This is a genomic window from Shouchella tritolerans (genome assembly GCF_025770735.1).
In the GTDB taxonomy this organism is placed as follows: Bacteria; Bacillota; Bacilli; order Bacillales; family Bacillaceae_D; genus Shouchella; species Shouchella tritolerans.
Genome location: NZ_JAODPB010000008.1, coordinates 1 through 13497, shown reverse-complemented (window position 1 = coordinate 13497; position 13497 = coordinate 1). Strand labels below are relative to the sequence as shown.

18 protein-coding genes and 1 pseudogene are annotated in these 13497 nt (G+C 42.5%); 7 read left to right on the top strand and 12 right to left on the bottom strand.

Annotated features, from left to right (window positions below; all coding sequences use genetic code 11):
• Positions 1–4: 4 nt before the first annotated feature.
• The 3 genes from N6H06_RS19720 (at position 5) to N6H06_RS19710 (ending at position 2886) form a co-directional block, all read left to right on the top strand.
• On the top strand, positions 5–766 hold the full coding sequence (locus tag N6H06_RS19720; protein WP_213029392.1) for a lantibiotic immunity ABC transporter MutG family permease subunit: 762 nt from the start codon (positions 5–7) through the stop codon (positions 764–766).
• A 63-nt stretch (positions 767–829) separates the two neighbouring features.
• Positions 830–1492 (top strand): response regulator transcription factor, encoded by a 663-nt coding sequence (locus N6H06_RS19715; protein ID WP_062750095.1) that lies wholly within the window; start codon positions 830–832, stop codon positions 1490–1492.
• Positions 1483–2886: a sensor histidine kinase gene (locus N6H06_RS19710; protein WP_263707789.1), complete on the top strand. Its 1404-nt coding sequence runs from the start codon at positions 1483–1485 to the stop codon at positions 2884–2886. Before N6H06_RS19715 ends, N6H06_RS19710 begins: the two co-directional genes overlap by 10 nt.
• A gap of 146 nt (positions 2887–3032) precedes the next feature.
• Here N6H06_RS19710 and N6H06_RS19705 read toward each other — a convergent pair whose 3' ends face one another.
• Positions 3033–3455 carry a carboxymuconolactone decarboxylase family protein gene (locus N6H06_RS19705; RefSeq protein WP_062750097.1) on the bottom strand — a complete coding sequence of 141 codons (423 nt, stop codon included), beginning with the start codon at positions 3453–3455 and terminating at the stop codon, positions 3033–3035.
• A 121-nt stretch (positions 3456–3576) separates the two neighbouring features.
• On the opposite strand from N6H06_RS19705, the gene N6H06_RS19700 reads away from it, so the two are divergent.
• Positions 3577–4008 (top strand): Lrp/AsnC family transcriptional regulator, encoded by a 432-nt coding sequence (locus N6H06_RS19700; protein ID WP_213029394.1) that lies wholly within the window; start codon positions 3577–3579, stop codon positions 4006–4008.
• Positions 4009–4043: 35 nt separating this feature from the next.
• Here N6H06_RS19700 and N6H06_RS19695 read toward each other — a convergent pair whose 3' ends face one another.
• Positions 4044–4679, bottom strand: a complete 636-nt coding sequence (locus N6H06_RS19695) for a LysE/ArgO family amino acid transporter (RefSeq protein ID WP_062750099.1) — start codon at positions 4677–4679, stop codon at positions 4044–4046.
• Positions 4680–4785: 106 nt separating this feature from the next.
• Between N6H06_RS19695 and N6H06_RS19690 the strand changes: the two genes are divergently transcribed.
• Entirely contained in the window at positions 4786–6201 is a 1416-nt protein-coding gene (locus tag N6H06_RS19690; protein WP_263707788.1) for an aminotransferase-like domain-containing protein, read from the top strand.
• A 117-nt stretch (positions 6202–6318) separates the two neighbouring features.
• Here the strand turns inward: N6H06_RS19690 and N6H06_RS19685 are convergent, their stop codons facing one another.
• The gene (locus N6H06_RS19685) at positions 6319–6834 is read right to left on the bottom strand and encodes a DinB family protein (RefSeq protein WP_263707787.1); all 516 of its coding nucleotides are present in this window, start codon (positions 6832–6834) and stop codon (positions 6319–6321) included.
• A 219-nt stretch (positions 6835–7053) separates the two neighbouring features.
• On the opposite strand from N6H06_RS19685, the gene N6H06_RS19680 reads away from it, so the two are divergent.
• Together N6H06_RS19680 and N6H06_RS19675 are read left to right on the top strand one after the other, a co-directional pair.
• Positions 7054–7476 carry a thiol-disulfide oxidoreductase DCC family protein gene (locus N6H06_RS19680; protein WP_263707786.1) on the top strand — a complete coding sequence of 141 codons (423 nt, stop codon included), beginning with the start codon at positions 7054–7056 and terminating at the stop codon, positions 7474–7476.
• 71 nt (positions 7477–7547) lie between these two features.
• Positions 7548–7692, top strand: a pseudogene (locus tag N6H06_RS19675) (DUF1569 domain-containing protein); the annotation flags it as partial.
• A 311-nt stretch (positions 7693–8003) separates the two neighbouring features.
• On the opposite strand, the gene N6H06_RS19670 reads toward N6H06_RS19675, so the two are convergent.
• From N6H06_RS19670 to N6H06_RS19635, 9 genes are all read right to left on the bottom strand, one after another.
• Entirely contained in the window at positions 8004–8306 is a 303-nt protein-coding gene (locus tag N6H06_RS19670) for a hypothetical protein (protein ID WP_095253368.1), read from the bottom strand.
• 116 nt (positions 8307–8422) lie between these two features.
• On the bottom strand, positions 8423–8782 hold the full coding sequence (locus tag N6H06_RS23115; RefSeq protein WP_318527593.1) for an EndoU domain-containing protein: 360 nt from the start codon (positions 8780–8782) through the stop codon (positions 8423–8425).
• 53 nt (positions 8783–8835) lie between these two features.
• Complete coding sequence (locus N6H06_RS23110; protein WP_318527592.1) at positions 8836–9228, bottom strand: hypothetical protein; 393 nt, start codon at positions 9226–9228, stop codon at positions 8836–8838.
• Between the two features lie 359 nt (positions 9229–9587).
• Positions 9588–10019, bottom strand: coding sequence for an SMI1/KNR4 family protein (locus N6H06_RS19660; protein WP_263707785.1), 432 nt, complete (start codon positions 10017–10019; stop codon positions 9588–9590).
• Positions 10020–10343: 324 nt separating this feature from the next.
• Positions 10344–10835 (bottom strand): hypothetical protein, encoded by a 492-nt coding sequence (locus N6H06_RS19655; RefSeq protein WP_213029406.1) that lies wholly within the window; start codon positions 10833–10835, stop codon positions 10344–10346.
• Between the two features lie 134 nt (positions 10836–10969).
• A complete protein-coding gene (locus tag N6H06_RS19650) occupies positions 10970–11026 on the bottom strand; it encodes a hypothetical protein (RefSeq protein ID WP_450103996.1) in 57 nt (18 codons plus the stop codon).
• A 180-nt stretch (positions 11027–11206) separates the two neighbouring features.
• A complete protein-coding gene (locus N6H06_RS19645) occupies positions 11207–11509 on the bottom strand; it encodes a hypothetical protein (RefSeq protein ID WP_263707784.1) in 303 nt (100 codons plus the stop codon).
• Between the two features lie 67 nt (positions 11510–11576).
• On the bottom strand, positions 11577–12032 hold the full coding sequence (locus tag N6H06_RS19640) for a DUF4274 domain-containing protein (protein ID WP_213029407.1): 456 nt from the start codon (positions 12030–12032) through the stop codon (positions 11577–11579).
• A 35-nt stretch (positions 12033–12067) separates the two neighbouring features.
• Positions 12068–13497: AHH domain-containing protein (locus N6H06_RS19635; RefSeq protein ID WP_263707783.1), on the bottom strand; the 1430-nt coding region annotated here is incomplete at its 5' end.

Genomic DNA, 13497 nt, shown 5'->3' with positions numbered 1-13497 from the left:
AGGCGTGCAATTGCTACGATGTTTATATGCCGACGTTCTTAAAACGAAACGCACTGCTTTTATGTGGCTCCATTTACTCGCTCCCCTGCTGTATTCAGCGGTATGCCTGCTTTATTTCCACGCCCGGGAACTCGAGGGCGCTCATATCTATGAGTTGTTTATGACGCCATTAGCGATTGCCTTGCCTTTTGTCATTGCCCTTGTATGCGGTCTGACCGTTTCTCAAGAAGAACGAGCGGGTCACTTCCAAAATATTGTCGGCGCTCCATTACCGAAACTCATTCCGTATTTTAGCAAAATGACATTTCTCATTGTGCTAAACGGCGTTTCTATCTTTTTGGCGATTGGTTTATTGTGGCTAGGTTTTCTCTTATCGAATGCCGAACTCTCGATTCTGCCTTTTTTGATTGGCGGGGCATGGCTAGTTGTCACAAGCCTTGTTCTTTACTTTTTCTATTTTTTTGTTAGCTGTTTGTTTGGAATCGGCGCGTCTGCCTTGTTTGGCGTCGCTGGCTTGCTAATGACGGCGCTTATGGGCACAGGGCTAGGTGATGCTTGGTGGCAATATAACCCTTGGGCTTGGGGGATACGGCTATCCGGGTATGCGGGAATCGTTGAGTATGAACAATTGGAACCAGCTTTTTTGTCATTTATTCAACAAGAAATGCGTACTGGGTTCATGATCGTCGCATCTGTTATACTATTCGTAACGGTCATAAGCAGTATTTGGTTTCATCGTTGGGAAGGAAGAAAGGCGTCAGAATAAGATTTTTGGCTCTCTCCCTCATCGGTGAGTAAAAAAGAACGTTCAACAAGGAATGGTTAACAGATGGCTAATATTCTCGCAGTCGATGACGAACAAGACATTTTAGTGCTTATCGAAAATATTTTGCAGCGTGATGGACATAAAGTCGATACGATCGCCCAAGCAGACAAAGTTGCTCTTAACGCTTTTGCTGGTTACGACTTGATTTTGCTCGATGTGATGATGCCCCATATCAATGGCTTTGATTTATGCCAAAAAATCCGGCCTATTGTTGATTGCCCGATTCTGTTTTTAACAGCGAAGGCAGAGGAAGCGGCAGTGGTAGAAGGGTTTACAAGCGGTGGGGACGACTATATTTCAAAACCGTTTAGCGTACTCGAACTCAGCGCTAGAGTAAACGCCCATTTGCGCCGGGAAAACCGGGAAAAACACCATACCAAGCGGGTGATCTCAGGGTTTGTCTTCGACTTTGACAATAAAGAAGTGTATATCAACAACCAAAAGCTAAACTTGACAAGGAATGAATATAAAATTTGCGCCTTTTTGGCGCAAAACAAAGGACGCACATTTTCAAGGGACCAAATTTACGATGAAATTTACGGGTTAGACGGCAATGCCTTGCATGGTACGATTACGGAGTTTATCCGCACCATCCGCAAAAAATGCAAAGAACACGAAGTGGACCCGATTAAAACAGTTTGGGGAATCGGATACAAATGGGAATAGGCAACCGAAACAAGACGCTGCGACGGGAACTGACTTTTTATATGATGACATTAGGCGTTAGCCTAACGATGGTGGCCGCCCTCTACTTGCTGCTTCATATAATCGCATTAAATGTAGGCTTCGTTTACCCAGCTAATCATTATGAGCGCGAAGCCGAAAAGCTGAGACCGTCATTAGAATCAGTGGAACAAGTGACGGAAAACATGATCCCTGAGATGATGTCTTACGCCATTTTTGATAAAGAGTTAAACGTTAAAACAAAAGGGACGCTATCGGACAAGAGTTTACAAACTGTGAAAAGCATGCTTACCGATGAGCCCTATACAAACCATATTCGCCAAACTGGCTATATGGTTGTTGAACGGCCCGATGAATATGGCGTAGTCGAATACCCATTGCGAGCGGAGTTCCGTTCCTCTTTCTTGCGGCAGTATTTGCCTAACTATGAACTAACAAGCATCGCCCTGCTCGTTATCCTTCTTATCGCGACCGCTTTTGCTGTAACGACACACTTTGCCAACAGGATGAAAAAACAGTTTAAAAAATTGCATTCCATTACGAAACATATTAAAGAGCAGAATCTCGATTTCACCCCTGAGTTTTCTAAAATCAAGGAATTTGACGAGATTATTGACTCCCTGCTCGAAATGAAACAGTCCCTCCAGCATTCATTGAACACGCAGTGGCATATGGAAAAAGCCAAAGGTGAACAAATTGGTGCCCTCGCCCATGACCTTAAAATCCCGGTAACGATCATCAAAGGGAATGCAGAGTTATTAAGCTTGAGCGGGCAACAAGAAGATCAGTCGGCGTATACGCACTATATTTTAAACGCGGTCCATAAAATCGAGCAATACATTTCCCAACTGATCCACTTGTCCCATACAGACGGATCTATGCCGCTGACATTACGTAAAACCGACTTAGCTCCATTCATTGAAACGTTGTTGGCAGACGCTTCAGCTTACAAGGGAAGCAAAAACGTTAAAATCGTCTGCCGAAAAAACGAGTTAACGACGGCTGAAGTCGACAAACATCTTCTCCATCGTGCCTTGCTAAACATTGTCACCAATGCGATTGATTACACACCTGAACAAGGATCTATCTTAATTGAGGCAACCTGCACATCAACGACTTTCCACTTTACTGTGACGGACACAGGCAAGGGGTTTTCTGCTGAAGCATTAAAGCGGGCGACAGAGCTCTTTTTTATGGAAGAGAAAAGCAGACATACAAACAACCATTACGGCATTGGCCTCACTTTCGCTGCCAATGTTGCCAAGCTTCATAATGGCCGCCTCTCGATTAAGAATGCCGCTTCAGGAGGGGGTTCCGTACATGTAGCGATTCCGCTCACACCCGTGAACGGGAACGAAGGAATGCAAATCAAATAACTTTCTTAGAGGATACGGCCGCTACCGAGGGGGCACGAATAACCTTTTCCTTCCGGTAGCGCAACCGTGCTTTTTAGGAACCGAGGCATTCCCGATCATTGCATCACGCCAGGGCTGCCTCCGCCTGTTTCTTCCGATTTGCTTTCCTAGCTACTTGGCGGTTCTGCCTCCAACCCCATCATTGCGCCATAATATTGCTGGGCGGTAGTAAAGGCAATAAACGCACAAAGCTCGCTTATTTCTTTTGTAGAAAACTGCTCTCTCAACAGTTGGAACAGCTTTTCATCAATCGCGTCTCTGTTCTTAAGGAAAATGTCCGCAAAACCAGTTGCCAACACCGTCTTCTCGTCGACATGGTGCTGATCTGGCTTTCCTTTCGCCTTGCAATAAGCACAGCCGTTTCCTTGAGCAAGTGTTCTTCTAACTTGCTCTTTTAGCTCCTCGCTAAGACTTCCTTCCCGCTCTAGTTGGGTGGCCAAATTTCCCCATGCTTCTAAAATATTCGGATTATGGCCAAGCAACTGTTGGAATGGCGTTTGGCCGATAGGTGATTTCTCGATTCTTGCCATTTGTTTGCCTCCTTTGTACAATTCAATTATATAAAGTGATCATTCTGATAAACATAGGAAACGTAATGAATTTATTGTTTTCACTTTATAAATCGAACTAATAAAAAGGAAATACATTAAAATGAAAATGGACGAAACCGACAGAAGTCTATTAAAGCTTTTAAAGCAAAACAGCCGCTTGTCGATGGCAGAACTCGGGCGGCGCGTCAGTTTGTCTTCACCATCGGTGGCAGAACGGGTAAAACGCATGGAATCCTTTGGATTGATCAAAAAATATACGATTGAAGTCGACTATGAGAAATTGGGCTTGCCGATCCAATGCATTGTCGAAGCATCGATTAAACATGGGCGCTATGACGCGTTCAAACACTATATCCAAACGTTGCCGAACGTAGAATTTTGTTACCGCGTCGCAGGCAAAGCTTGTTATTTGCTCAAACTGCAATTTGCAAGCTTTGCCGACGCCGAGGCGTTTATTGATTCTGCAAGCCCGTACGCGTCGACTGTGACTCATTTTATTTTCTCGCAAGTCGAGTGCTCGCTGGAAGGCTAGCCACGATAAAAGCTGCTAGCCTCCTAACATATCGTTTACTTAAAAATGATTTGCACGAGTTGGGCGCCAATAAGCAGCGCCATCGCCCAAATGCAAATGGCCGAGACTTTGTTGACGAGCACAAGCCATGTACCTCTCTTATCGATCGCCCGCACCGTCTTCCCACCAGCCGCAAGCAAAAAGAAAGCGAGCCAAGAAACAGCAATGCATGCTAGCGCAAACAGCGCTTTTTCACTTAAACTTTCATAGCGAAGCGAACTCGTGCCTATTACGCCAATTGTATCCAATACCGCGTGAGGATTCAAAACTGACACGGACAGAGCAAATAACACTTGCTTTTTCATTGACAACGTTTCGTCTACGGCACTGGCATGTTCAGGTTGTGCTCGCCAAATCGATTGTCCGATCCATAGCAAAAAGATAAACCCGCAAACGAGCAAGAACACTTGCAGTCCAGGAATCGCAAGCACCGCTGCCGACACCCCCATGACAGCAAGCAAAATGAGAGCCGTATCGCATAATGATGCCGTTATGACAGCTGGCATTGCGTTTAACAGCTTTTTATGTGTCGCTCCTTGATTAAAAATGAACAAATTTTGTGGACCAAGGGGCAATATGAGCCCAATTGATAAAATCATGCCATGTAAAAAAGCGATTCCCATTACCTTCATCCTTTTATTGATTTTGCTCTTCCTCTCTTACCTTAGCTGTGGTTTAATAAAAACAACACCACCAATTGGCTGGGAAAAGACCCAACCAATTTTGAAGGGATACACCATGGAGATTCAACTAGACCGACACAGCCAAACAACCCTTTTTGAACAAATTTATACACGGATGCTTGACCGCATTTACCAAGGCGAATGGCCACCAGGAACAAAGCTTCCTTCTCAACGAAAATTAGCCGAGCAATTAGGGGTCAACCGCTCAACGATCATCGATGTCCTCGATGAGTTAAAAGCAGAAGGATGGCTCGAAAGCAAAACAGGGTCAGGCACGTATGTAGCCCACAATAGCTGGCAAACACTCTTTCCCCGTCAATATCACTGGAAAGAACGAATACGAGCAGGCATTCACCAGCCTAACTTGCAGACGATCCAGCTTATTAATGAATATGAAACAAAAGAGATCATCCGCCTTGGCACAGGGGAATTATCGCCTAGCCTCCTTCCTACGAAACAATTGGAAGAAGTGTGGCAATCGATTTCCCTTGACCCGCGAACAATCGGGTATTCAGAGCCTAAAGGGCACAAAGCGCTTAGACATGCAGTCGCCATCCACTTACAAAAAAGAGGCATCCAGACATCCCCAGACTGCATTCTTATCGTCTCCGGCGCGCTCCAAGCACTCCAGCTCATCTCACTAGGATTGTTGCCACAGCATTCCACCATTTACTACGAGGCACCCTCTTATATCGAGTTGTTGCACTTGTTCCAATCAGCGGGCATGCGCCTTTCTCGCCTTCGTTCTGGCGCCGAAAACATGACATACAGCAAGTCACAGAAGCATGGATTGTTTTATACGATCCCGACGCTAAACAATCCGTCAGGGGCGATATTGACGGAGGCAGAAAGACACGACCTTTACCAGCATTGGACAAATTTGCAAATTCCGATTGTGGAAGACGATGTGTATAATGAGCTCGCTTTTTCCGCCATCCCCCCGGCGATAAAATCGGTTGACACGGCCGGAAATGTCTTATATCTTGGCAGCCTTTCCAAAACGGTTAGCCCTGGATTAAGAATCGGTTGGGTGGTTGCCCCTGAACCAGTCGTCGATAGGTTAGCGGACATAAAAATGCAGTTTGATTACGGGGCCAGCGGCTTTTCACAGCTACTTGCTGCCACTTGGCTCGCTTCGCCACATCATGAAACCCACCTGCAGCAACTGCGGGAAAACCTACAGCAACGGGCTACTCTCATGGAAGCATTGCTGACCAAACATTTTCACAACATAGCCGTTTGGCAAAAGCCTAAGGGAGGGTTTTACATCTGGCTCCGCTTCCATCAACCTCTGGTGACAAAAGCACTCTTTTTAAAACTATTACAAAAAGGAGTCCTTATTCATCCAGGCTACTTATATGATCGAGACAACCACCACCATTTGCGGCTTTCGTTTGCTTACGCTTCACTCCCAGAGCTGGAGAAAGGAATCGATTTGTTGGCGCAAACCGTTCAAGCAATGACGACTTGATGGGACATCAGTAAATAGACAAAAAGCCCCCTAAAGCAAACCAACTGTTCGCCTTAGGGGGCATGTGCTATTAGCCAAACACCTTTAACAAGTGCTAGAAAAAGGGCATTATTTGAATCAACCAAGCTTCCGAAACCATTTTCGCATCAAAACAATATGGGCTTGATGGTAACGACTATGGTCAGCCATATGCCAAATGCCCCAACCAATTGTCGCTGTATGATCGTTGTAAGGGATGGCCTTATCCAAGTCTTCATCCTTAAGCATTTTACACGTTTCCTTAAAAGATTGGAACACGAAGTCGTAAGCATCAAGCACATCGACGATGGTCGAGCCGCTCTCAACGGCAGGCAGCTTCCCTGTTGCATCAAGTTCTGGCCCATATGCTTTTTCAAGCTCGACAGGAAGAGGTTTTTCCTTGATTCGGTAATTCCACTGCAAATCCACAAAAGCCAAATGCTTCAACAGCTGGCCAATGCTATTGTATGCTTGGCCAGGCCCTTTATAGAAAAGCTCTTCTTCCGACACCTTTTCTAAAAGCCCGCGAAGTCGCTCATAATTCTCCTCTGCCATCGAAAACAGCATATTCACGCGCGGCTCCATCTCTGTTTGTCTATGTAAATGATAATGCAAAGCAATCCCTCCCCTACTTTCAGCGTACCGAGTATAGTCACAAAAATCTACTTTCCTGCTTGAGACAAGCAATGGTCGTCTTTTTGCTATTTTGTGGTAAAATGGACGTACAGACGTTAACCGCAACAAACACCACCTATCGCAAATAAAAAATCATCTACAGCAGTTTTAGACTCGATCTACAAAGTTAAACCAACACATAAAAAAGGCGTGGTCTAAATGGGTCCTACTTTTTACGATCCGAAGAAACATGCCGTTCTTCTATTTGATGGCGTGTGCAATGTATGCAACCATTCAGTCCAGTTTATTGTCAACCATGACAAGAACGGTTATTTTTTGTTTGCCTCTTTGCAGTCGCCGGTAGCGGAATCTTATTTCTCCACACTAGGCATTTCCGACAAAAACCTACGTTCACTCGTGTTGATTGAAGGAGAGCAGTATGTAACCGAATCAACCGCAGTCCTACGAATTTGCAAAAAACTAACCGGACTATGGAAAATTCTCTATGTACTTATTCTTGTCCCTCCCTTCATTCGCGACCCGGCTTACCGCTGGTTTGCGCGAAACCGTTACCACTTCTTCGGCAAACGAGAGCAATGCATGATCCCCTCCCCTGAAATAAAAACGCGCTTTTTAGATTAATGGTGAAGCAAAAAGGAAGCCGCACACGAGCAAGCCGTTGCGGCTCTTTTGTTGGGAATGTTTGAGGAGGAAGAGACCAAATTATAACATTCCAGAACAACGGCCCGGAAAATGCACGTCTCACCACATCCCTTTTTTGGTAAACTGACTCCTGAACAATGGGGAAAACAATTATATAAGCACCTGGACCATCATCTAAATCAGTTTGAAGTTTAGGCATTAAGTAGCACCACCAAAAAGAGACCTTGAAAAGCTTTTAGCTAATCAAGGTTTCATAGGTATTCCTACCAATTTCCTCTTTCAAAATCTTCGTTATCCAGTTCTTTGACATAAAAAAACCCGAGAAACGAACTTTTTAAAGTGTCCATTCTTCGGGTTGCAGTTCATTTAGTCAATCAAGGTTTTTTTGGGAATCAGAATTTCTCTCTCTATACAACATTAATACTTGTTTCTACTAAAAAAGTAATTAGTCTAAATTAATATTTTTTCACACAAACTTTTGAATTCGAAAACTTTGTTACCACTATTTAATCCATGTATTCCTCAGCAATCTGTATACTTCTCTTCAAGTTTAAGTCTGGGTATCTTTGATCTAGTAAGTATAGTAATTCAATATACTTTTTACTTTGCAAATTATATGCCACTTCCTCAAAAATCTCACTTAAAAATGAAAGTTCTGTTTTTGTACAAACCTGTAAGAAATTCAGAGTTAGGTTCTCATCTTCACTTAGTAATACAATTAGCTCTTTCCATTTTTGCTCGACTCTTGGATCATTATCATCTAGTAATGCTCGTGCACCTAAGACTGCTCTAACTCTTTCCTCAAACAATGTTAATTCCTCCCTTTATAACTATGGTTGTAACATACTATCTGGAAAAATAGTTCCTATCTCTCCATTTGTTTTGATTACGCCTACCCTAACACCATTGTAATCACCAAATACTGTTACACCATCAGCAATATTCTTGTGTTCAGGCATATTAATTCATGTTCTCCAGCTTTCTTTATATCTTCCTTAGACCAATTTTCAGGAAACCATGCTTGACCATTACCTGTTCGCTTCCCTTTTGCCTTGTGGTCTGGTACATTGCCAACCCTTACCCCGTTAGGATAAACTCTTTCAATATTGTATTCGATGCCATTTTGTTTAAGAAAATCTATATTATCTTGACCATGCCCACCACCACTCATTTTAGATATTTTTCCTGTTTTAGGGTTTATAGTAAAGTCACCTATATTTGCATGATCCAGGGATTTCTCACTCAATGTTACAGCTTTAACCGTCCCCTTCCCCCCAGTCTCCACCTTCCTCACCTTCGACAAGTCATATCCTAGTTCGGCCACTTTCGCTGGCTTCACTAAGATAAACGTCGTTGCCAGGGCTTTCTCCCCGAGCGAAGCTTCTGGTCGGCGAGCGTGATGAAGTCACCGAAGAAAAAGTCGACCACTCCAGCAACAATGGGATTTTCATTCAACCGCTCCTCGTTCGGAGGGTTGTTCTCGAGGTACGTGTTGATAGCTGCGACTTCTTGATCCGTAAACATATATCCTGGTGTAGTGACCACTTGAGACGTATCCGTTTGAATCGCTTGGGTACGGAGCTGAGCTTGGTACCATTGGTATTGGATCGGCACCAGCTGTTTCAGTTGCCGTGTCAGGATTGCCGGCGAGACGGTCGCGTTAGCGGGCAGGTGCGATAGGCGCGCAAATAACGGGAAATACGCCGGGGTAACGGCATGGGTTGCTCCCATCGCTGGCGCTCGGCACGCTTGCAGCGCCTGTTCATTGCTTAGGATGGCACTGACAGGGAAATGGTTTAAATTCTAACTGTTTCTACTCAAGAATAGTAAAAATCGTTTACTCATTTTTACATTCGTCGTTCTTCTTAGTTGATTTAATTATACCGGGTTCGTTGTAATAGAAAACAAAAACCCGAGAAACGAACTTTTTAAAGGGTCCATTCTTCGGGGGCAGTTCTTTATAGCAAATCAAGTTTTTCTAAGTATTGCACGTTAATCTTTATCACTTTTTAATTCTTTTAGAAAATCAGGATCAATCCACACGTCTTCAACTTTGTAATCATCTAAAGCATCTTCATGGTCATATGGTTTTATAAAACTAAAAACTCTTCAAAACTGCTCGCAACTTTTAAAAAAGAATTAGTAGGCAAGAAATTTTCATTCATAAGTTCAGTATCATGGTCCCATAAACTTATTAACCCATTATCAATATTTAAACAAACTATATTGCCTCCCTCTGCCCGACATATAGGTATATTCCTACTTGGTATCCGTTCTTTATAAGTTTCATATTGTGATCTTAAGTCATTTATTTTCGCGTTATTAATCCCAAAAAAATCGGTAACAGAAAATGACTTTATTTCTTCATTTTTAAGTTCAACAATATTTACTTCCGGAGCGCCACCATTATTTTTTTCTAGGAATTTTTTATATTCAATTGGCAAACTTGCCCCTAGTTCTTTTTGAAAATTGTTGAACTCTCTCTCATTAAACTTTGCAGTACTTGGTTTTATCTCAATCATTATTTACACCTCTTTCAAATAACTTTTTCCTTACGGTGCTAATCCTTTCCTTATCTTTGTTAAAACATCATATTGAGCTTACAAGTATCTTTCTATTGTCTAAATATGACACTCCGTACTCTAACCAAAAGACGGCTATCATTCGATAGCCGCTACTATTGTTAAATTGGTAAACAATATCCACTACCTAAGTGAATATATAAAACATCTTCCTGATCTTTTTTAAAAACCTCCCACTCCTCATGTACTCCATTGTCAAGATAAGCAATAAAACATTCCCAATTGTCTCCTCCTTCTATTAGCCTATCTTTATTTAATACCCAATTATTTTTGAATAAGATTATTAAAAGTGGTATCCTGTTGTTCTAAACTTGGAGAGAGTGCAAGGATATTCTTTTTAACTGATTGAATTAGACTTGATGTATCATCAATTCGTTCTACCCCTCTAGCTCCCATCATCCATATGAGTTTTAATTCATCTGAACGTATATTCTTTATAATTTCTAAATCATCTTCTGCCTTATATTTTAAAAATGTCCATAAATCTACAAACTGCCTCAAAGTAAAAACAATCGTTTTGTATCTATAATCTGAGTCCAATGGAAGCTTTGGTATCCATACTACACGGTCACCAAATTTTCTAGCGAGTACCGAATAAGTATTACTCGTACCATAGTTTAGTTTTAGTTCTAAATCACCTGTTACTGAAGTTATTAAGTTATCGGTATATCCCTCATATATTATTTGTGAGTCATACTTAAGATTTAACATTTCATCAGTAAATTCTCCATAAGTCTTAAAATCAAGCTTTTTCAAGTACTTTCAACCTCCTATTAATGGAGTAACTTGGGATGGCAAATCCCAACGAAACCGTTTCCAATCGCGTTGTAAAAGGTGTCATATAGCTTTCGATTGTCTTGTTTCGTTTTCTTCATCGTCTCCTTATCGCCTTAAGGGACTATTCCAGCATATCTTGCTAGTTTGTCAGAGTTTGAAAACCGATGAATGTCTCCTATTTCTGTAATTAAAGCGGATGAGGAATGTTCGTAATCCTTTTACTGGTTTTCCCTCAAAATGAGAAGGTAAAGAATAGCTTTCCCAAAAGGCTAGTGCCGTTTTGCCATCTACTTCTGAATCCTTGTAGCTTGGATAACGATAGTTTAATTGCATATATCTTCAAAGCGGGTTTAGGCTTTCACTAAAGCATTTCTTCTACCTACAAGTTGAGAGATTATCCAATGAATATCCGATGGTGGAGTGTCTGGTAGGTAAGGCAGCTTACGAATTAGAACATCTGTGACGCATTGAGCGTCCCAAAATAAAGAGGAATTAACGAATTTTACAATGTATTTTTGTTTAATCAGATACAACGCTAAATCTCGTCCATAACCGCCCACATCTTCTAATTCAAATACAGGGGTCAAATCTTCTGTAATAGGGCTTACAAGGCTTATCTCCACTCTGAAAATAATAAGTCGTTTATTCGGCACTAGGTAGCCCCCACAAAAAAGAAACCTTGAAATGCATTTTGCCAATCAAGGTTTCTAATAAATCACATCATATCTTAGGTATATCAATCTCTTTGCCTGGAGACTTACTAATTAAAACATCCGGAAGGTCAGGGTTATTCTTTTTTAACTTATACTTTTGAATTTTGGTTAATTCAGGGTCAAAGGAAATGTCTTGTGATTTAAAGTCTAAGTTTAATAGTTTATTATAAATCTTTCCCAAAAAAACTTTCCATTCCTCTAATGAAGAACTTGAAATTTCATCTGAACTCTCTAACAAACGATAGCCATCTGCATAATGGAACATTAGTAAACCTGTCCCTAAATCACAAGCCTCATTATCTAAGATGACTGTTGGTACATCAAATCCACTATTCCAATTATAATTTGCAGCAAAGTAATGGAGTAATAAAGGGTTGTCTATATTCTTTAACTGGCTTACTACATAATCTTTATCTGTATTATAAAGTAACTGTTCAAGGAAAATAATATCTTTTTTATCCATAAATACTTACCTCCTTACCATATTTTCATATACAATTATTTTTCCAACTGTTTAAGCTTTCTTTCCCAAAGTTCTACTGTTGCCCCTTGGCTTGGGTACAAAGGTAGACCTTTCTCCTGTAATTTTCTTAGGTTACTTTGTAACTCGTATACTTGCTTTTGTAAATTATCAACGTTTTGATTTATATCCATTCTGTTTAATGCTCTTTCAACTACTTCATTATAAACAGAATGATATCCCCTATGCCTAGACATGGTACTAATCTCATTATCTGGCACTCTTAGAAAAATTCCATTTGTTGAGTCATCAAAATTCATTCCAATTTTTTGTATAACAGGATTATTTGCCATTTCAGAAGGAATAATATGTTGTGCTTGATATCCACTCCATTTTGTAGAACGTTTAAGCCCCATATCTTCCAACATATTTTTTCCTAACTTATTAGAGTTACCTCCTGTAACAATACCAGGTGTACCTGGAATAAGTCTATTAGAATTATCTATCCCCTTCCCCCCAGTCTTCACCTTCCTCGCCTTCGACAAGTCATATCCTAGTTCGGCCACTTTCGCTGGCTTCACTAAGATAAACGTCGTTGCTAGGGCTTTCTCCCCAAGCGAAGCTTCTGGGTCGGCGAGCGTGAGGAAGTCACCGAAGAAAAAGTCGACCACTCCAGCAACAATGGGATTTGTCTTCAACCTCTCCTCGCTCGGAGGGTTGTTCTCGAGGTACGTGTTGATGGCTGCGACTTCTTCATCCGTAAACATATATTCTGGTATGGTGACCACTTGCGACGTGTCCACTTGAGTCGCTTGGGTACGGAGTTGGGCTTGGTACCATTGGTATTGGATCGGCACCAGCTGTTTCAGTTGCCGTGTCAGGATTGCCGGCGAGACGGTCGCGTTTGCGGGCAGGCTCGATAGGCGCGCAAATAACGGGAAATACCCCGGGGTAACGGCATGGGTTGCTCCCATCGCTGGCGCTCGGCACGCTTGCAGGGCCTGCTCGTTGCTTAGGATGGCACTGACAGGGAAATGGTTCAAGTAATACCAGTTAGCTGCCTTCAGGCCACTGTATAGCGGGGCGTAGGCGCCTGTATACAGAAATTCGAGCGGCAAGACGTCTTGGTACAGATCCCCTTCGCGGCCGTTGATATGGCTTCGGTCTAGTGGGGCCATTTGGATCGCTTGTGTCACGACATTTTGGTACAGCTCTTCCATATTGGCATCGATCTCCGCCTGCGTTTCTGGGGAAGGGATCACGCCGCCACTGGTCCAGTTGGCTACTTGGCTGACAACGGTCGTCAGTTCTTGCAAAGTGCTTTTTGCGCTTGAGAGCACCGTGTCGTTGGCTTCGTCCAGGTTACCAAGCCTTTCCGCCGTCACACGGACATGGTCTTTGCCTTGTTGCACGTAGCGAAGGACTGGTTCCATCGAGAACGGTGGCAGCGGCAACAGGTCGGCGATGG

Excerpts from the sequence above, each read along its gene's own strand:
- N6H06_RS19715 (WP_062750095.1), top strand. The coding sequence starts at position 830 with ATGGCTAATATTCTCGCAGTCGATGACGAACAAGACATTTTAGTGCTT.
- N6H06_RS19710 (WP_263707789.1), top strand. The coding sequence starts at position 1,483 with ATGGGAATAGGCAACCGAAACAAGACGCTGCGACGGGAACTGACTTTT.
- N6H06_RS19705 (WP_062750097.1), bottom strand. The coding sequence starts at position 3,455 with ATGGCAAGAATCGAGAAATCACCTATCGGCCAAACGCCATTCCAACAG.
- N6H06_RS19700 (WP_213029394.1), top strand. The coding sequence starts at position 3,577 with ATGAAAATGGACGAAACCGACAGAAGTCTATTAAAGCTTTTAAAGCAA.
- N6H06_RS19695 (WP_062750099.1), bottom strand. The coding sequence starts at position 4,679 with ATGAAGGTAATGGGAATCGCTTTTTTACATGGCATGATTTTATCAATT.
- N6H06_RS19690 (WP_263707788.1), top strand. The coding sequence starts at position 4,786 with ATGGAGATTCAACTAGACCGACACAGCCAAACAACCCTTTTTGAACAA.
- N6H06_RS19680 (WP_263707786.1), top strand. The coding sequence starts at position 7,054 with ATGGGTCCTACTTTTTACGATCCGAAGAAACATGCCGTTCTTCTATTT.
- N6H06_RS23110 (WP_318527592.1), bottom strand. The coding sequence starts at position 9,228 with ATGGGAGCAACCCATGCCGTTACCCCGGCGTATTTCCCGTTATTTGCG.
- N6H06_RS19660 (WP_263707785.1), bottom strand. The coding sequence starts at position 10,019 with ATGATTGAGATAAAACCAAGTACTGCAAAGTTTAATGAGAGAGAGTTC.
- N6H06_RS19640 (WP_213029407.1), bottom strand. The coding sequence starts at position 12,032 with ATGGATAAAAAAGATATTATTTTCCTTGAACAGTTACTTTATAATACA.